Genomic DNA, 18,767 nt, shown 5'->3' on the forward strand with positions numbered 1-18,767 from the left:
ACACAAGGAATCTTATAAAGGTCTAGAACTCAATCTGTTTAATGATTTTCGCCGGATTTCCGCCAACTACTACATTATCAGGCACATCTTTGGTAACGACTGCACCTGATGCGATTACCGCATTGTCCCCTATTGTTACACCTGGATTAATGACTGCACTTCCCCCAATCCATACATTGTTTCCAATCGTAATCGGCTTTGCATATTCCCTGCCCGAATTGCGTTCAGCAGGATGGAGCGGATGCGTTGCCGTATAGATATGTACACCGGGTGCAAGCATGCAGTTATCTCCAAAACGAACTTCACAGACATCTAAGATTGTGCAGTCGAAGTTCGCAAAAAAGTTTTCTCCTACATGCGTATTATAGCCATAATCAAACCGGATATTAGGCTCCATATATACGTTTTCTCCGGTTGACCCAAGTAGCTCCTTTAATAAATTTGTCCGCTTTTCTCCTTCTGTCTCCAGAGTCTGATTGTACATTCTGACCTTTCGTCTTGCTTCTTCTCGTTCCTTTAATAAAACCGGATCGGCAGGATCATACATTTCTCCGGCCAGCATTTTTTCTTTTTCTGTTTTCATTTTTAAGACCTGCTTTCAAGTATATTTTCCAAATGCAGAACTGAAAAAAGGACAGTGTACCTGTCCCCGTGTCCCTTTAGCGTGACGCTTTAGGCGGCTGGCAAACGTCACATTTGCGCTGGTGATTATTTTTGAATTTCGTAAATGTTTTTTCAAACTGGCTGCCGCATGCACATTGAAAAAGCAGTTTTTGAGAAAACCCATGATATTCCGTTGATAGCAGCTTACTATCCGAGTTCTTTTCAACAAATTCGTTGATTTTACTGATGGTCCACCGTTTATTCATTACCTTATCCCTCCATATTTAATCGCTGGGCGGAGGCTTTCTGGGCATCCGTTCCACTATGAGCACAACTCATAATTCCTAAGTTCCCCATTATAACACAATGGGACAGGTTCATTGTCCCATCCGGCCCCTAAGGTTTAACATCTTACATATTTCCGTTTAAATCCAATCCTTCCCCTATCCACTTCCTTTTGGATATTTTCTGTGGCGTGCAGGAAGGTGCTTTTTTTCTTTTCCCGATTCATTTCGACCGGACCAATGGCTTTTGCAGTCGAAAGCGCTTTTTCATGGAGCGGCAAATAGGAGACACCAACGGTATAGACAAAGTTATTCATAGCGGATTTCGTACGCTCCGGAGAATCGTGGATGGTGTCTTTCACTCTATCAAGCATTTTGGCCAGCTTCTCTTCGGAAAATTCAGCGTCCGGACGATTTCCCAAAAGCCAGCAATAGCAGCTCCATCCGCCTGACATTCGCAGTTCTTCCCCGCTTTCGATCCATTTGTCGGCAACATCCTGTGCAATTTCTGCTTCAGCTAATGTAACGGCCACCACATAATCGGACAGCATGTAAAAATAAGCAGCATCCATCCAGCGATCAAAACCCGCCTCGGTCATCACCTCAGGATCTGCAATGACGCCTGCAAAGTACATGGCATCATAGTTCCCTGTGGCGTATAGCTCCTCCGCCAAAGGCTGATTTCTTTTTATTTTCTTAGCTATCGGTTTCATCGCACCTGTTGCAACGCCAAAAAGCGGCTCGTGTGCGCCGTTTGATATGTATATTTTCTTGGTCCGTTCCTTGCCAAGAGCCTCCAGTTCCTGCATAACCGTCTGTAAATCCATTTTTAAGCACTTCCTTCTATTTTAATAAAGTTAACAGCAAAAGACTGATTCGCTTCAAGAACCCAAATATTCGGTTTTCAGTTCAATCTCTTTAACTTCTTTATCGAAATAGACCTTAAAGGCCTTGGCATCCGGTCTAGAGCTTACGATTCGGCTGACCTCCTCCTCAATGAAGTGGATAGCCACTCCATCATCCGCTGCAATTCCAGGCTTTATTTTATCAGAAGCCAAAAGCTCATGATAGGCAGGCCTTCTTTCCGCTTCTCCGTCGTAATGAGGGCAATTGCTTCCTTTCAAAAAGCCGAGGCATGTTAATGGCTCCAGTTTATCGCCATAAGAATCCGTAACCCCTTCTTCAAACCAGCAAATGGAGCCCGCACTGATGCCGGCTAATACGATCCCTTGGTCCCATGCCTTTCGTAAAATCTTATCTAATCCCCATTCTTTCCATAAAGCCAATAAATTCTTCGTATTTCCGCCTCCAACATAAATGATATCTTTGTCCAGTATAAATCCCTCTATATCTCTTGTTGGCGGTTTAAATAAAGATAAATGGGAAGGCTGGCAATTCTGCTTTTCAAAAAAGTCATAAAACCATTTAATGCAAATATCGGAATCTCCTGTTGCAGTCGGCACATAACAGACTTTAGGCTTTTCATTACCTGACTGACGTAAAATGTATTCATCCAATAATGGATTCTCCGGTTCCATGGAGAACCCTCCTCCTCCGAGTGCGATAATTTGCCTCATCTTTCTACTTCCCCTCAAATGACGTTACGAATAACTATTCTCCTTCAGTGCTGTTGTTCCCTGTTTTCACAAAAAAATAGAGCTGCCAATATGACAGCTCCATTTCACAAAACTTACGATTCACTCAGCGCGGGCTTCCCCGCTTCCAGAAGCACCTGATCCCGGCCTAAAATAACAGCTAACAGGATAATGAATGCCCCTGTTCCCACAAGAAGCCATTCGATGGCAACGACATCTGCAACCGGGCCAAATATCAGCATGCCAATCGGCATCATGGAGGTGGAGATCATTCCCATGACACCAAACACTCTGCCTAAATAATTCTCATCAATTTTTTCCTGAAGCAATACGGTTACCGGTGTATTGAAAATTGGCATGGCAATCCCGAAGAATGCCATGAACAATAAATAAATCCAGAAAATCGGCACGATGCCGAGTGCCAGGGTGCAGATCCCCATAATGAGACTGGCAAGGGTCATGGTTGTAATTTTATTTGGATATCCACCCCAGGAAGCAATAATTCCGCCCCCTGCCATCATGCCGACTGAAAAGGCAATTTCAATGGCAGTCAGTTCCCACACATCTCCTCCAAAGGTGCGGGTAACCTGCAGCGGCGTCAGAAATGCCGCAGGCGCCATTAATACGATGAATACGGCAAAGAACAAGAAAAACTTCTTCAGGAAAGGATTACTGTTCACATATTGCAGCCCTTGTTTAAAGTCGCTCAAGTAACTCGCTGTCTGTTCCGCTGCTGCTTTTTTGTGCACAGCAATTTTGACAAACGTCATCAGTGTAACAATTGCAACCGCTGCTGTGATGACATCGATGAAGAAGATGACCTCAAGCGATGCCATAGCAATTAAAGCGGCACTGACCATCGGTGAAACAAACATAATGACAGCCTGTATGCTCCCATTTACTCCATTCACCTTTGTCAGCTTCTCCTTCGGGACAATCTGAGGCAGAATCGCCCCGACAGCAGGAGTCTGGATTCCTGTTCCAAGGGCACGAATTCCTGCCATGACAAACAGCAGCCAGATGGACTCATATCCCATTAAGAAGAGGATGGCGAGTATCAGTGTGGAAAAGGCAATGAGGCCATCTGCTAAAATAATCAGCATTTTCCGGTTGTACCGGTCTGCCCAAACACCCGCAACCGGTGATAAAAAGAAGGTCGGAATGAACCCGCAAATAATGTAGAGAGTCATCATCAAACCGGATTCTGTCGTTAACGTAATATGCCACATAATGGCGTATTGAACAAGGGACGATCCAAAAAGCGAGATCGTCTGACTGCTTAAAAATAGAATAATATTCTTCAGCCAATTCTCCTGCAGATTAGAATTTATTGTATTCATTGCTAATCACTCATTTCTATATTTAATAAAAACAAGCTTTGCCTATATTCAGCTGATCAATCCGTTCTATACATTCTATTTCTGAAGACAGCAAAAAAGAGGAGAAATTCATCCCCTCTTTAAAAAATACCGTTAAATATAGGTTTCCTTAAATAGACAGACCAATCCCTTTGCTCTGAACATAGGCAGAGCCTTCAAACGTATTCAATTAACGATTGAAAAGCGGGCTTCTTAGTCTAATTGATGCTGTCAAAAGGAAAACCTCCATTTCATTATAATTACATTTATCATACCAGCAGAGAACCGTTCAGGCAATAGGGACTCAGGGACAGGTTCCAAGTCCCAGTCGGCGGCGTGGGTGTCTGTCCCCGCGTCCCTACTTATAAACTTCATCTCTGGAATGAAACCCATCTGCAATAATGGTGCTATCCATGTTGTGTTTATCAACAGCAATAGGCGAAAGAAGGACTGAAGGCACTTCAATTTTGCCATTATTAATTTTTCGGGTTGTTTCTACCTGTTCACCCTTTGCTATTCTGACCGCAAGTTCAGCAGCTTCTTTGGTCAGTGTGCCGATAGGTTTGTATACTGTCATCGTCTGCGTGCCTCTGATGATCCGCTGGGCAGCGGCAAGCTCGGCATCCTGCCCGGCTACAGGGATTTTTCCTGCCAGCCCTTGCACCGCCAATGCCTGGATGGCACCGCCTGCAGTTGCATCGTTTGCCTCGATCACGGCATCAATTTGATTTTGATTGGCTTTAAGAGCCTCTTCCATATTCACAAATGCATTCGCCGGTGTCCAATCTCTGGACCACTGATCATAAACAATCTGAATATCTCCTTTATCAATTAAAGGCTGAAGCACGTTAAAGACTCCTCGTTTGAATAAATGGGCGTTATGGTCAGTGATTGCTCCGCCTATATACACATACTTCCCTTTAGGTACCAGTTTGGTGATGGCCTTTGCCTGCAGCTCACCAACCTTTTCATTATCAAAGGATATGTATAAGTCGATATCAGCATTTTTCACAAGCCGGTCATATGAGATGACCTTAATGCCTGCCTCATGTGCTTTTTTGACGATCGAAGCGGTGGCTTCAGCATTATGGGGAACAACAACCAGCAGGTCCACCCTTTGTTTTATTAATGTTTCTGCCTGTGATATTTGAACCGCATCATTCCCATTCGCAGCCATGATCTCCACTTCCGCTCCAAGCTCTTCTATAGCCTCTTTGAACAGATCTCGATCCTTCAGCCAGCGTTCTTCCAATAAAGTATCCATTGAAAAGCCGATTTTAATGGGTTTCTTCCCATCCTCTTCTCCTTGCACTTTGCCTGCAGGTATTGCTTTCCCGGGATTTTTTTCGATTGCTGTATCCATTTGGCAGGCTGACAGGAGGCAAACCAGAAACAGTGCAGCCAGAGTCAGCTTCCTTTGAATCCTATCCATCTGTCTTGCCCCTTTTCCTTCCATCAGTCTCTTTTGCCCAGAAGGGTTTTGCGGAATTCCGTCGGTGAGCGGCCGCACATCTTTTTGAAAACCTTGCTGAAATAGTTCGGTTCATGATAACCCACCTCAAAGGTAATTTCCTTCAGACTTTCCCCCTGATCTGCCATCAGCTTCTTTGCTCTTTCAATACGGCATTCAGTCAGGAAGTCAATATAGTTAACCCCTAGCTTCTCCTTGAACATTTTACTGATATAAATCGGGCTTAACCCCACTTTCCTTCCCAATGCTTCAAGAGAAATATCTTCATGGGAATGTTCGGTTATATATTGTTTCAGCTGATGGACAGTATCCGCTTCCAGCCTGTCGTAATGCTCCATAAACGATTTCCTCATTTGTCCTAACAATTCATCTGTTTCAGAGCGAAGCTGCCGGAAATCCTGCGTTTGATAGGCAAAAAATGGTGCGGGAGCTTCAACCCCAATCTCACTCATTACGCGTGAAGCAATCCAAAGCATTTGCAGCACCCGCTGCTGAGCTTGAATCACCCCTGCTCTTTCCGTTTCACAACGCTGAATCATCTCCATTACACGCAAGCTGATTTGCTGCCATTTTCCAAGCCTGACTTGATCGAAAAACTGTTTTTCCCGTTCTTTGGTCAGTTGCAGATCCTCCCCTGCACTAAGTACTGGCACATCAGAATAAAAACGGTATTTAACAGGAAGAGTTGAATCCAAAGTGGCAATAAGAGATTCCTGATAGGATTGACGGATGGATTGCAGGGAACCGCAAGCATTCCCGATCCCGACGAACCAGCCTTCTGATGACCCTTTTTTTGCAAGAGAAAGAATTTCGCCGGCCATGGATATAGCCTGCAAACGGAATGAATGCTGCTTTTCCCGAAAAACAATGATGGGAAGCTGACGGCCATATAGTGCACCTACCCATGCACTGCCTGCTTGTCTGACCTTCTCTTTGACTGCGGTATAGAGGTGTCCCTGTCCATCAGGAAGCAGAATGCTCATGACAAACTGTTCATCTGTTGAGCGAATATCGAGCATTTCAACCAGCATATCCAGATGAACTTCATGGACATGATCGAACAGCAGCTGTGTCACGACATCTGTCTCAATGACCGGAAGAGCCCTTTGCAGCGCATCCTGCTGGAGCTTTGTCATTTCACGGAACCTCCGCTCTTCCTCAATCTGTTCAAGCACCCTCCCAATTGTTGCTTCAATTTCCGTGATCTTGCTTGGCTTCAGTAAATAATCCTTTACCCCAAGCTTTATCGCCTGGCGTGCATAATCGAAAGTATCGAAAGCTGTAATCATGATAAATTTAATATGCGGAATCTCTTCACTGATTTGCTTTATAGCTTCCAGGCCATTCATCCCTGGCATTTGGATGTCCATCAGGATTAATTCAGGCATAAACTCTTTAGCCAGCTGAACGGACATCTTTCCATTTTTCGCCTGGATGATTTCAACACCAGGAAAGGCTTTCTGCAGAATCATTTCCAGTCCTTCCCGCTCAATTTGTTCATCATCCGCGATCAGAAGTTTTGTCATGCAGCCCCCCTCCTATCTTTCGGTATTTTCATAACTACTTTTGTGCCTGCAGCACTGCTCTCAATGCTCATGACATCGTCACTGCCGTAAAAAAGGCGCAAACGCCTGACTACATTGGTAAAACCAATGCCTGTTGAATTTCCATCTTTCTGAATGAACTGCCCTTGAAGAATCTGTTTAATTTTAAATTCCTCAATTCCTGGACCATCGTCTTCCACTTCTATAATTACACAGTCATTTCCGTCCTGAATGCGAAACCAGATTTTCCCGCCATCTTCTCTGGGCTCGACTGCATAATTAACGGCATTCTCGATGATTGGCTGCAGCGTGAGACCCGGAATGTCCACATTCAGACACGTTTCATCTATAGACATTTTCAAATGCAGACGATCTGTAAATCTGGCTTTTTGAATATCCATGTACTGCTGCAGGACCATCACTTCTTCACCAAGTGTCACGGGCCTATCAAGCCTTTTTAAGTTATAGCGGAGCAGGCCGGCAACACTTACAAGCAAGTCACTTGTTTCAAGAGAACCTTCCAGATAGGCTTTCTTGGAAAGGGTATTTAATGTGTTAAATAAAAAATGAGGGTTAATTTGGCTTTGCAGGTTCAAGAGCTGGCTTTCCTTCAGCAGCAGCTTGCTTTCCTGCAGCTCATGCTCCAGCTGTGCCTTATGCTGGATTTCTGAAATCAGATTATTGATATTAACCCGCATCCGGTCAAAAGTCTGCGCAAGGAAAGCAATTTCATCATTCGAATCTACCTTTATCGGCAAATGAAATCTTCCCCTTGATAAATCATTGGCTGCCTTGGTCAGCTTCTGTACAGGCTTCGTGATGCTCAAGGAAAAGCCATAGGTCAAGAACATTAAAAGGCATGTGATCATCAGCATGAGCCAAATCCCCAGTTTTTTAATTTCTTCGGATTGTTCAATGATCCCCCGGTAAAACCGTTCATATGTATTCAGTTCACTATCGACCAGTGTCAGCGTCATCTCAGATATATACATGGAGATGCGCGTTGCTTCCGAGAATTCCTTGGCCGAGTCCTCTGTCTCCTTTTCTTTAAAGAAAAGAAGGGAGCGGTCCGTTGTCTCAACCAGGCTATCAATTAGATTCATATAATTTGTCAGTGCGAAATCATTTTCTGAATTTCGCAGATATGAAACTTCACTTCTCACCTTTATCATTTTTTCCTTGCTAGTGTTTAATTTGTCCAAATTCTCCGGAATGGGGGTGATAAAATAGTTATTCAAGTCTGCAATCATCTGCTGGCTTGTCCTTGTAACCTCATTCATCCGAAGGTACCGCTGAAGGATATCGTTATATTGATTCTGAGTTTTCTGATTATAATAAGTAAGTGTGATCCAAATGGCTGCCATGATCAAAAGAATTACAGTCGTAAGTGTCCAGATTTTCTTATGTATTTTGTTCATTTCTTTTCCATCGTCTTTAATATCCTGATATCGGTCAGGTAGCCATCAGATTTCAGCGGCACTTCTTCATCCCTGAGCCATTTTAAAATCAGTTCTGCACTGAGGCTTCCCATTTTCTCAGGGGATTGTTCGATGATTCCATCAAGTTTTCCCTGAGTAAGCAAAGAAATTGAATCCGGACCATCGTCAAAAGAATAAATATAATAAGGTTCAACCAGTGATCGCCTGCCAATTTCATGAATCATCGCTCCGGCTATATTGGCCTTAATAGCTACAAAACTATCAGTATCCGGGTTTTGATTCAGCATGTTCTGAGTGGAAGCAATAATTTCCTCCCTAACATCAGTCGTTTCCGCATAGACTGTCTGGATATTTGGGTAATCCTTCAGTACTTCATGGATCCCATCGAGGCGCTGCTGCTGATAATACTCTTTATGCTTGTCGCCCATAAGGATGACTTTTCCCTCATGGCCCATATCGTCAAGAAGCTGTTCTGCAATTAACTGCCCGGCCAGATATTGATCAGAGCCGACGTACGTTTTTCTCAAACTTTCAGATTTGGGCACGTCATTGGCCACTGTAATAATCGGAATTCCATAAAAAGCTGCTTTTATCTTTGCTAAATCTTTGAATTCCTGAGTGTCCAGACCCTGAACAATGATGCCGTCCACTTTTGATTGAATGGCTATCTCCAGCTTTTTTAAAAATTCCTCTTGATTCTTTCCATAGCTTCCCCAGACTTCCAGACTTGCCCCATCCTTCCGTGCTTGTTCCTGTGCAGCAATACCTGCCTTATCCCAAAAAGGGGTCTCTAATTCCTGCGTTATCAGAACCAGCCGGTATTTCACTTCCTTTCCATCCGATGCTGCCGGAAGATCCCGTTCGGATGTAAACGCTTTCTTATAAAGCGTGAATGTGAAATAACCAAGGACGATACATGTTAGACAAAATATTAAAATACCCGTTTTACGCAAGGCTGTATCTCCGTTTCTAAGTATGAATAGTTAAATAATTTTAATTCTATCACCTTTTTAAGGCTGATAGAAGAGTTAGAAAGTGAGAGGATTGTTTGGTGTTAACAAGAGGATAATCAGCGCTTTATGGAATGCTGCCCATCTGCATCATAAAGGCACCCTTCCCGGATGCCCCATTTTCAAAACTATGAATGCAGGAAACTGGTAATCTAGCCTCTCTTCTTCCGAGTCATGACATCAAAGATCACAGCACCCGCCAGTACGCCTCCACGGATCATATACTGGAGGGAAACCCCTACTCCGAGCAGATTCATGCCGCTGGATAAAGAAGCCATGACCACAGCACCAATAATAGCACCGGTGATTTTGCCCACGCCCCCTGCTGATGAAACCCCGCCAACATAAGCAGCTGCAATGGCATCAAGTTCAAATAATGTCCCGGCAGTAGTAGTCGCTGACTGAAGCCGGGAGGTAAATAATATACCTGAAAGGGCTGCCAGCATCCCCATTGAACCGAAGACTATATACGTAATTTTATTTACATTGATTCCGCTCAGATGTGCCGCTTCCGGATTGCTTCCTACTGCATATATATGTCTTCCGAGCACGGTTTTCGTTGTCAGGAAATGATAGACGACAACCACTAAAAGCATGATGACAACTGTCCAGGAAAATCCGTTGTAGCCTGCGAGGATCCATGTAATATAGGAAATGATAGCTGAAACGAAAACTAATTTGACAATAAAAATCCCTTTAGACACTACCTCGAATTGATAGTTGATCTTTTTTGTCCGGGTGGAAATTTCACTGTATATATACAGCAATATCGCTAGTAATCCCAGAATCAGTGTAAGCAGGTGCAGTCCATTCACTTGCATAACGGAAGGAATAAATCCGTTCCCGATTGCGTTAAATCCGGCATCCTTGATGATAATGGTCCCTGTTTTCTCTGTTACCTGAAGAAGGGCTCCTCTGAAGATCAGCATTCCTGCAAGTGTAGCAACAAAGGATGGGATACCAAATTTTGCAACTAGAAGACCGTTGAACAGTCCGACAAAAATACCCAGCGCCAGAATAACCGGAATAGTGATATAAAAAGGCACTCCCATTCCCGTCAGGAGAATTGCAGCAATGGCCCCCAAAAAGCCGGCAACAAATCCGACTGAGAGGTCAATATGGCGAATCACGATAACCAGCGTCATCCCCACTGCCAGGACAGCGATGTACCCCGTTGAATCAAGCATGTTGCTTATATTCCGTGAAGACATAAACAGCCCGTCAGTCATAATGGTGAAAGTGAGCATAATAACGAATAAGGCAATGTACATGCCGTAGTCACGGATATTATCTTTAAATAGCGTCTTCGCTTCGTTAATAAATTCCATTAGATTAACCTCCTATTGCGTAGCAAGCTGCATAATACTTTCCTGATTGGCTTCTTCAATCGACAGCTCACCTTTCATTTGGCCTTCCGCCATGACATAGACACGATCGCTCATCCCAAGAACTTCACCCAGTTCCGAAGAAATCATAATGATGCTCATGCCTTCCTCAATCAATTGGTTCATAATCGTATAAATCTCGAACTTAGCTCCCACATCAATGCCACGCGTCGGCTCGTCCAGAATCAGCAATTTCGGCCCGACAAATAGCCATTTGCCCAGGGATACTTTCTGCTGGTTTCCTCCGCTTAAGTTGCCGACAACCTGTTCAAGTGATGAAGCTTTGATATACATGGACTTTTTATATTCCGCTGTTTCCTTCACTTCTTCGTTATCGTTAATCACTCCATTTACTGCAACCCGTTTGAGATTTGCTGCAGAAATGTTGTTTTTAATGTCCTGTATTAAAAACAGGCCGTCCCCTTTTCGGTCTTCCGTCACATACGCAATCCCTGACCTGATGGCGTCACTCGGATGCTTCAGCGTCTTTGGAACTCCCTCCACCAGGAGCTCGCCTTGCAATTTATAAGATTTTGGATTTCCGAAAATACTCAGGGCAAGTTCTGTCCTGCCTGACCCCATCAAGCCAGCAATCCCGACAATTTCTCCTTTTTTAACATGAAAATTTACATCTTTTACAACCTGCCTGCCCAAATGCACAGCATACGCAGACCAGCTGCGAAGCTCGAGAACAGGATCACCAAACGTCTTGTTCGGCCTCTTCGGATAAATATCTTCAATCTCCCTGCCAACCATGTTTTTGATAATGACATTTTCAGAGATTTCACCTTTTGCTGCGTCCAGGGTACAAATGGTTTGGCCATCACGAAGCACCGTCGCCTTATCTGCAATGGAAATGACTTCCTTCAGCTTATGGGAGATCATAATGCAGGTAATTCCCTGCTTTTTCAGCTCACCTAACAAATCCAGCAGATTTTCGCTGTCATCTTCATTCAATGCTGCAGTCGGTTCATCCAGGATAAGCAGTTTCACATCCTTGCTTAAAGCTTTGGCTATTTCGACCAACTGCTGTTTTCCAACGCTCAGGTCTTTAACGAGTGTCTCAGGGTTCACATCGAGCTTAACCTTATCCAGCATTTTTTTAGCTTCAGCAATGGTCCGGTTCCAATCGACGATTCCCCCTTGCTTGATTTCATTGCCCGCAAAAATATTTTCATAGACTGTGAGATCAGGAAACAAGGCAAGCTCCTGGTAGATAATGACGATTCCTGCCTTTACACTGTCACTAATCTTGTTGAATTGCTGCACACTGCCCTCAAATACAATATCACCCTCATATGTGCCATAAGGATATACGCCGCTGAGCACCTTCATCAGAGTGGATTTGCCCGCTCCATTTTCACCGATTAAGCAGTGTATCTCACCTTTCTCCACCTTGAAATTGACATTGCTGAGCGCTTTAACACCTGTAAACTCTTTGGAAATTCCGTGCATTTCCAAAATATTTTCGCTCATTATGACTCCCCCTTAGCCAAACAGCTATTCAGAAGGAGAAATAGTGATAGACGCATCTATCACTACTTCTCGTCCTTTATTGATTAAAGCCCTGTAAATTCATCTGCTTTATAGTATTCAGAATCGATCAGTTCATTTTTTACGTTATCTTTGTCGACAACGATTACATCTGTTTGCTTTGCTTTAACTTCAATCTTGCCGTTATCGTAAGATCCAGTTGTCTCAGGGTCTTTGTCTTCAAGGATATCAATCGCCATGCCCATTGCATCTTTTACGAGAGTACGAACATCCTTGAATACTGTCATGGATTGCTTTTCATCAATAACGTATTGAATGGAAGCTTTCTCTGCATCCTGACCTGTCACAAGATAGCTGGATACTGCGCTGTCAGTTCCAAATACATCTGCAATGGAACGGGCAGTTCCGTCATTCGGAGCAAGAATAGCCACATCGCCCTTCAGATCGTCAGAGGCTGCTGTCAAATGGGTTTGCGCTTTGTTCTTTGCTTCGTTAGGATCCCAGTTGGTTGTTACCTGACCAATAATTTTGCTTAGCTGGTCACGGGACAGATCAGCTGTATCTTTCAAAGCTTCGGCTTCGCTTGAGTTAGCAATCTTGAATGTGCCATCTGAAATTTTAGGCTGAAGCACGCTCCATGCTCCCTGGAAGAATAAGAAGGCATTATTATCAGAAGCAGCGCCGGCATATAGGTACAGTGGCACGTCCTTGCCCTTTGCGTTGTCAACTAAATATTGTGCCTGTGCAGCTCCTACTGCAAGGCTGTCAAATGTTACATAATAATCAATTGCATCTGTGTTAGTAATTAAACGATCATAGGAAATGACTTTTACGCCATCCTTCTTTGCGGCTTCAACCGCCGCTGCAGCTGCATCACCATCTTGAGGACAGATGATCAGTACATCAATCCCTTTGTTCAGCAAAGTCTCTACATTTTCTTTTTCCTTAGCCGAAGATCCCTGGCTAAATAAAATTTCAGTTGTGTATTCCGTTCCTTTTAACGCATCTTTAAATCTTTGCTCATCCTGAACCCACCTAGGCTCATCTTTCGTTGGCAAAACAATCCCGACACTTACTTCACTGCTTCCGCCGCCGGTTCCCTGGCTGCACCCTGCTGCAATAAATGCAAATATCAACAGCATAAGAGAAACGACTTTCCACTTTCTTTTCATTCTTTTTCCCCCTTTATAATGGATAAGAATTACCTGTCTACAGGAAAAATTATAACTTTATTCCCAGTTCATGAAAGCGTTATCACTAGCACTCTTTTAATATCACCTGTAATTTTTTATACTTTAATCGAATGCTGCAGCAGTTTTATTCACCCAATCAAAAAAGACAGTCCGCAAAAGCTGCCCATAAAAAAAATGCGTTAATCCTAAGATCAACGCATTTCTCTTTATAAAGCTTCACCCTCCGTTTGTTTCTTACCCGGAGCAAACCACCCAAGCAGTGCAATGGCCACCAATACACCATAGAAGACGATAGTCCAGCCTGTACTATGAGGAAAATGATGATCAAGGACACCAATATCCTCATGGGCAAGTGTGATAACAGCAAGCTTGACACCAACCCAGGCGACAATCGCATAAGCCGTTGTTTCCAATGCAGGCCGTTTGCCAAGCAGTTTCACAAACCAGGTTGCCGCGAACTTAATCAGGATCAGACCGGCAATCCCGCCAAGCACGACTACGATAAACTGCCCGCCATCCATGCCTCCGAAATCATCAAGCGGTGAATCCGGCAAACCAAGTGCCAGTGCAACAGCAGCAAGAATCGAATCGATGGCAAAGGCAAGATCGGCTAATGCAATCTTTCCTACTGTAGGCCAAAATCCTTTCCCGGCCGCTTCTTCCTTCACATCCTCGCGAATATTTTTGTTTTCTTTCCCGAACTTGGCTTTAATCACATGTTTTAAACCAAGGTACAATAGATAGGCGGCTCCAATCGCCTGGATCTGCCAGACGTTTGCGATAAATGAGATGGCAAACAGTGCTCCAAACCGGAAAACAAATGCCATAATGATTCCGTAATTTATCGCTCTTTTCTTCTGATCTTCTGGTAAATGCTTCGCAATGACGGCTAATACGAGAGCATTGTCAGCCGAAAGCAATCCTTCCAGTCCAATTAATATCAATAATGCCCAGGCATACTCGAGCCAAATAGACTCCATCCGCGACACTCCTTTCAGGAACAAACAAGTTCTTCTTTAATTCGATAACTATAGATTCCCCAAAAATGCTAAAGGAAACCTTAAAAATATATAGAAAAATGGCGTCCTATATTCAGGACGCCATTAGAAAAAGCTAATTATTCAAATCAAAAAGCCCCGGAGCATGCTCATTCGGCATATCAGGCATTTCTGGAACTGGATAACCTTTTGGCGGTTCTACTACAGCAAGATCTCCGCCATTTCTGCTTGGAGTTTTACCCTGGAAGACCTCACCGATCCTGGTATCATCCAGCCTGAAATTAAACTGGGCATTATGAAAGCCCATTTCCACATATTTACGGCATTCCGGGTATTTATTTAGATCGTAATTAGGAATCGGGAATATTTTACCCCAATCCACTCCCAGCGTTTCCAGTGCTTTTGCGAAGGCATTTTGATGGGCATTATCCCGCACTATCAGAAAGGCAATCGTTTCCCTCAGCGTCTTATTGCTGCTCATCTCGTAAATCCTTGATTTTTGAAGAACTCCGGTGGATTCAAGAACCACATTATTCAGGAGGTTCGCCACCAGGTTGCCATGGTCATATACCCAGGAGCCATTCCACGGGTTGCCGCCAGCATCGACTGGAAGTGAAGCCTTTGCCCCAATTATGAAATGATGCGGATTCGCTCCACCCTGGATGACATCATCCAAAGGAGCCCCATCTGCTGCCTGGTTGCCGGGCATTTCGCCTCCAGCTTCATTCAGAAGCTGATTAATCGTGGATTGGACAAGCTCCACATGGCTCAGCTCTTCCAAAAATACGCCTCTTATCAGATCGCGGTATTGCTTCGCCTTTCCTCTGAAATTCGCACTTTGGAATGAGAACTGCATCATGGTCCGCATTTCGCCAAACTGTCCGCCCAATGCCTCCTGCAGCACTCTCGCCGCATGCGGATCCGGCTTATCAGGTACAATCATATTGATTAAATCTTCTTTATAAAAGTACATGGATCATCAATCTCCTTTGACTAAGCATTCTAAATTAGAATGCCTGACCGGCGGTCCATTATTCATCCCGGATTGATGTTTCAGTACACTTTTTTGGAGAAGTAAGACCTTGCATTAAAGTCCCGTGGAAAAACAAAGGAACAGTAGACCAGCCCGCAATCGCCGAGTACTCTTCATTTAATATGTATTCACTTGTCGGATTCATAGTACCCATGACCACATACCCTTTCCTGCTCTCATTCCTTCATCGCTCTAAATAAACGGGCGGCTGCACCACTCTGCAAAAAAAGATGCCGTCATAATGCTTTTGAGGATAAATGGAAATCGGCAGCTGTCCCATCATTCCTGCTTCAAGGAGCTGCCATCTCCGCTTCATCCAATTGCGCTCCGGCAGCTCCTTGTCACATAAAGGCACAAAGCTGTCATGCCGGCAAGCGTCCAGAAGCAAACTTTCCAGGTGCTTATTTTTGGAGGCATTAATGGAAAAGTGAACCCTTATCAGGGAAGCAAACTCACCCTCTCCTGCATAAAACCCTACTGAATAAACTTGATTACTATATCTGCTGCTGGACAGGAGCTGTCCGACAGTCGTAATTCCCAAAAGGCTTGAGGTCAGTGTTTTGCTTTTTCTAATATGAAAATTATGAGCCCAGACAATGACCTTTTCACCCTTGAAATGCTCTTCTAATAACCACTGCAGATTGTTGAACATATTCGCTCCCCGCATAACACCAGATGCCATCAAGCTTTTTGTATTGATTTCCAGCCACTTCAGACGGTTTTTCAGCCCCTCTCCAATAACCTTCAGGATCTCTTCTCTTTCCAGATCAGCTTCACTTACTCTTCTAGCAAAAAGCTCCAGGCACGATTGATATAAACCCATGCACATTCGTATCTTTTCTTTGACCACTTTTGGTATTTTGGCTTGTCCTCTAATCTCCTCATCGATTTCAAAGAATACGGTTTCTGCCCGATTGATTGAAGAAACCATTTCTTTGTCAGTGTGGAGTTCGAGCCAGTCCAGCATCTGATGAGAGACCTGCTGATTTGCAGGCTGAATATCCATTCCTGCAATATGAAGGCCATCTGCCCAGGACTCCTGAAATAAAGGAAGCATCTCTTCGTTATGAAAAATATCAAGAAGACTGTGCTGAATTTGTTCTTTAGCAGGCAGGCCTTTCAGCAGTCTTCTGCTTAATACCGCTTCAAGCAGGCCACTCTCCAATACAACAGCATTAAATCCATGGACCTCATGCAAATATTTAATCATATTCACTTTGGTTCTATAGTAATCTCCGATTCCATGGCTGCTCTCTCCCAGCAGCACAATCCTTTTCCCCTCAACATATCGATCCATACAGGAGAAATCAAGCGGATCCGTTATTTCACAGCTCTTGCCGGCTATTTGATCTATCCAAAGTGATTTTGTTTTTCGAGTTATGAAGTTCATTAACAAGCCTCCAACCTGGGTCCCAATATGACTATGCCTATTAATACGATTTGGAAATAAATTGGTTTCACCTATTCATATACTTGGCAAAAGGAGCCTTCGAAAAGGTAAAATAGATTGAAACCATTCGCAGAAGAAACGGGGAGACTATATGAATGCCTATTTTCTTTTAGCATTAGCCATTGTAAGTGAAGTGGCTGGCAGCTCCTTGCTTAAAGCAGCAGACGGATTTAAAAAGCTCCTGCCATCCATTGGTGTAATCATTGGATACAGTGTCGCTTTTTACGCGCTATCTTTATCATTAAAATCGCTGCCTCTCGGCGTAGCCTATGCGGTCTGGGCCGGCCTCGGGACTGTGCTGACAGCCTTAGTCGGGATCTTTATCTACAAAGAGAATGCAAATGGCAAAAAACTGCTGGGGTTGGCTTTAATAGTCGGCGGAGTCATCTTGTTGAATAGCAGCGGAGGCCATTAATATGAGGGGCTATGTATTCTTAACAATTTCAATCGCTGGAGAGATCTTTGCCACTACCATGCTCAAATTGTCGGATGGATTAACCGTGCTGCTTCCGACTGCAGGAGTCGTGTTTGGGTATGCACTCTCATTTTATTGCTTATCATTATGTCTTAAAACTGTTCCATTAAGCCTGGCTTACGCCATTTGGTCTGGGGCAGGAACTGCGTTAACTGCTTTGATAGGCGCCATTATTTGGGAAGAAGCTTTTAGCACCCTTAAGATAGCCGGAATTTTGCTGATTATAGGCGGGATTTTTCTATTGAATTCATCTCACAGTACAGGAACGGCAAAAGAGCCTTCACGCTGAGGCTCTTTTTTTAGTTTGGCTCAATATCTTTAATCCTGACCCGCCAAATCATATGATGAGCCCCTTTACCCCAATAATCCTTTAACAGATATTCCGGTTCACCAAACTTCTTTTTCCAGATCTTTTGTGATTGTTTATAGCCCGAATCCAGACAGAACTCTTCCACCCCTTTATTCTTTAGAGTCACGTACATTTCATTTAGCAATTGATTGCCAATGCCTGATTTCTGATAGTCAGGATGCACAAATACTGTACCCATTTCATATATATCACTTAGCGCCCCCTCTGTACTTTTGTTTATAAGCTCACTTGCCGGGCCGTATTCAATGGTGCCGATGATCTTATCACCAGCTAAAGCAATTAAAAAAAAATCTATTTTTGCCGCCGCTTAACAGATCGCAATGCAGATATTCATTCTTGGCTTCTATCTCATCTTCCATGTCTTCCTTCAGCTCTCCTATACCTTCTTTATGAAATGTATCGGTGATCACTGCCCTGAAGAAATTGTTCAGCTCCGCCTTATCCCCTGCCTTTGGTCTTCTTATCAGAACTCTAAGCATTATACACTCTCCCTTTCATACCTGTTCCTGTGTCTTGCTTGCATAATTAAAAAGCCCCCTTAATTTAGGGGGCACTCTATGCAGATAAACTCTCTATATCCAAATTTGGAAATCCTCCAATTACTGAATGACCACATTCCCTGCATATTGTGCACTTCCACTATCAGAACGAAGATACACTTCTATTACATATTCACCTTTTTCTTCAGGAAGAGAAAAAGAACGATGGTCATTTAAGGCCAATTGAATCTCCTTATCATTTTTCCAAAGGGAAACTGATAATTCTTCCACCATAAAATCCTCACTGTCAAACAGCAGATCTATTTTTTGCCCGGCATTATAGGTCAGTGCTTTCTGTTTCTTCGCAAATGATTTTATATCATCTGTCTCTTTCTTGATCTGCTTGTTATTTTCTCCTATCCAATCAACATTTGCTTCCTTTAATTCTGCTGACTGTACACTATCGGTGTTGGAGAGAGTTACAGCTGGCGGAGTGAAATCATATTCTTCCGCTATGCAGCCCGTCAATGCCATAACCAGCCATAACCCGGCAGCCAGTTTCCAAAAACACTTCATTTAGCACCTC

19 protein-coding genes and 1 pseudogene are annotated in these 18,767 nt (G+C 43.7%); 2 read left to right on the top strand and 18 right to left on the bottom strand.

Features of this window, described 5'->3' with window-relative positions:
• Positions 1–22: 22 nt before the first annotated feature.
• The 16 genes from BK139_RS14425 to BK139_RS14495 all read right to left on the bottom strand — a co-directional run bounded on the left by BK139_RS14425 (position 23) and on the right by BK139_RS14495 (position 16,797).
• Complete coding sequence (locus BK139_RS14425) at positions 23–583, bottom strand: sugar O-acetyltransferase (protein WP_076259990.1); 561 nt, start codon at positions 581–583, stop codon at positions 23–25.
• 76 nt (positions 584–659) lie between these two features.
• Positions 660–869, bottom strand: a complete 210-nt coding sequence (locus BK139_RS14430) for a hypothetical protein (protein ID WP_035325521.1) — start codon at positions 867–869, stop codon at positions 660–662.
• 137 nt (positions 870–1,006) lie between these two features.
• Positions 1,007–1,714 (bottom strand): DNA alkylation repair protein, encoded by a 708-nt coding sequence (locus tag BK139_RS14435; protein ID WP_076259993.1) that lies wholly within the window; start codon positions 1,712–1,714, stop codon positions 1,007–1,009.
• Between the two features lie 54 nt (positions 1,715–1,768).
• A complete protein-coding gene (locus tag BK139_RS14440; protein ID WP_076259995.1) occupies positions 1,769–2,464 on the bottom strand; it encodes a Type 1 glutamine amidotransferase-like domain-containing protein in 696 nt (231 codons plus the stop codon).
• Between the two features lie 113 nt (positions 2,465–2,577).
• Positions 2,578–3,822, bottom strand: coding sequence for an MFS transporter (locus BK139_RS14445; RefSeq protein ID WP_076259998.1), 1,245 nt, complete (start codon positions 3,820–3,822; stop codon positions 2,578–2,580).
• Between the two features lie 376 nt (positions 3,823–4,198).
• Positions 4,199–5,299 (bottom strand): D-xylose ABC transporter substrate-binding protein, encoded by a 1,101-nt coding sequence (gene xylF, locus BK139_RS14450; protein ID WP_076260125.1) that lies wholly within the window; start codon positions 5,297–5,299, stop codon positions 4,199–4,201.
• On the bottom strand, positions 5,296–6,837 hold the full coding sequence (locus BK139_RS14455; RefSeq protein WP_076260000.1) for a response regulator: 1,542 nt from the start codon (positions 6,835–6,837) through the stop codon (positions 5,296–5,298). Before BK139_RS14455 ends, xylF begins: the two co-directional genes overlap by 4 nt.
• Positions 6,834–8,273, bottom strand: coding sequence for a sensor histidine kinase (locus BK139_RS14460; RefSeq protein WP_076260003.1), 1,440 nt, complete (start codon positions 8,271–8,273; stop codon positions 6,834–6,836). Before BK139_RS14460 ends, BK139_RS14455 begins: the two co-directional genes overlap by 4 nt.
• Complete coding sequence (locus tag BK139_RS14465; RefSeq protein WP_076260005.1) at positions 8,270–9,247, bottom strand: sugar ABC transporter substrate-binding protein; 978 nt, start codon at positions 9,245–9,247, stop codon at positions 8,270–8,272. The genes BK139_RS14460 and BK139_RS14465 overlap by 4 nt, the downstream gene beginning before the upstream one ends.
• A gap of 209 nt (positions 9,248–9,456) precedes the next feature.
• Positions 9,457–10,632 carry a sugar ABC transporter permease gene (locus tag BK139_RS14470; RefSeq protein WP_076260008.1) on the bottom strand — a complete coding sequence of 392 codons (1,176 nt, stop codon included), beginning with the start codon at positions 10,630–10,632 and terminating at the stop codon, positions 9,457–9,459.
• Between the two features lie 12 nt (positions 10,633–10,644).
• Positions 10,645–12,165, bottom strand: coding sequence for a sugar ABC transporter ATP-binding protein (locus BK139_RS14475; protein WP_076260011.1), 1,521 nt, complete (start codon positions 12,163–12,165; stop codon positions 10,645–10,647).
• Between the two features lie 83 nt (positions 12,166–12,248).
• Positions 12,249–13,355: a sugar ABC transporter substrate-binding protein gene (locus BK139_RS14480; protein WP_076260014.1), complete on the bottom strand. Its 1,107-nt coding sequence runs from the start codon at positions 13,353–13,355 to the stop codon at positions 12,249–12,251.
• A 227-nt stretch (positions 13,356–13,582) separates the two neighbouring features.
• The gene (locus BK139_RS14485; RefSeq protein WP_076260017.1) at positions 13,583–14,356 is read right to left on the bottom strand and encodes a TerC family protein; all 774 of its coding nucleotides are present in this window, start codon (positions 14,354–14,356) and stop codon (positions 13,583–13,585) included.
• 133 nt (positions 14,357–14,489) lie between these two features.
• Positions 14,490–15,347 carry a manganese catalase family protein gene (locus BK139_RS14490; protein WP_076260020.1) on the bottom strand — a complete coding sequence of 286 codons (858 nt, stop codon included), beginning with the start codon at positions 15,345–15,347 and terminating at the stop codon, positions 14,490–14,492.
• Positions 15,348–15,405: 58 nt separating this feature from the next.
• Complete coding sequence (locus BK139_RS24030; protein ID WP_175609127.1) at positions 15,406–15,561, bottom strand: hypothetical protein; 156 nt, start codon at positions 15,559–15,561, stop codon at positions 15,406–15,408.
• A 30-nt stretch (positions 15,562–15,591) separates the two neighbouring features.
• Entirely contained in the window at positions 15,592–16,797 is a 1,206-nt protein-coding gene (locus BK139_RS14495; RefSeq protein WP_076260022.1) for an erythromycin esterase family protein, read from the bottom strand.
• A gap of 151 nt (positions 16,798–16,948) precedes the next feature.
• On the opposite strand from BK139_RS14495, the gene BK139_RS14500 reads away from it, so the two are divergent.
• Positions 16,949–17,272, top strand: a complete 324-nt coding sequence (locus BK139_RS14500) for a DMT family transporter (RefSeq protein WP_076260024.1) — start codon at positions 16,949–16,951, stop codon at positions 17,270–17,272.
• A 1-nt stretch (position 17,273) separates the two neighbouring features.
• Complete coding sequence (locus tag BK139_RS14505; protein WP_076260027.1) at positions 17,274–17,621, top strand: DMT family transporter; 348 nt, start codon at positions 17,274–17,276, stop codon at positions 17,619–17,621.
• Between the two features lie 10 nt (positions 17,622–17,631).
• Here BK139_RS14505 and BK139_RS14510 read toward each other — a convergent pair.
• Both BK139_RS14510 and BK139_RS14515 read right to left on the bottom strand, forming a co-directional pair.
• Positions 17,632–18,181: pseudogene (locus BK139_RS14510) on the bottom strand (GNAT family N-acetyltransferase).
• A gap of 120 nt (positions 18,182–18,301) precedes the next feature.
• A complete protein-coding gene (locus tag BK139_RS14515; protein ID WP_076260030.1) occupies positions 18,302–18,757 on the bottom strand; it encodes a hypothetical protein in 456 nt (151 codons plus the stop codon).
• Between the last annotated feature and the right edge of the window lie 10 nt (positions 18,758–18,767).

The organism is Paenibacillus sp. FSL R5-0490 (genome assembly GCF_001956215.1).
GTDB lineage: Bacteria > Bacillota > Bacilli > Bacillales > Cytobacillaceae > Cytobacillus.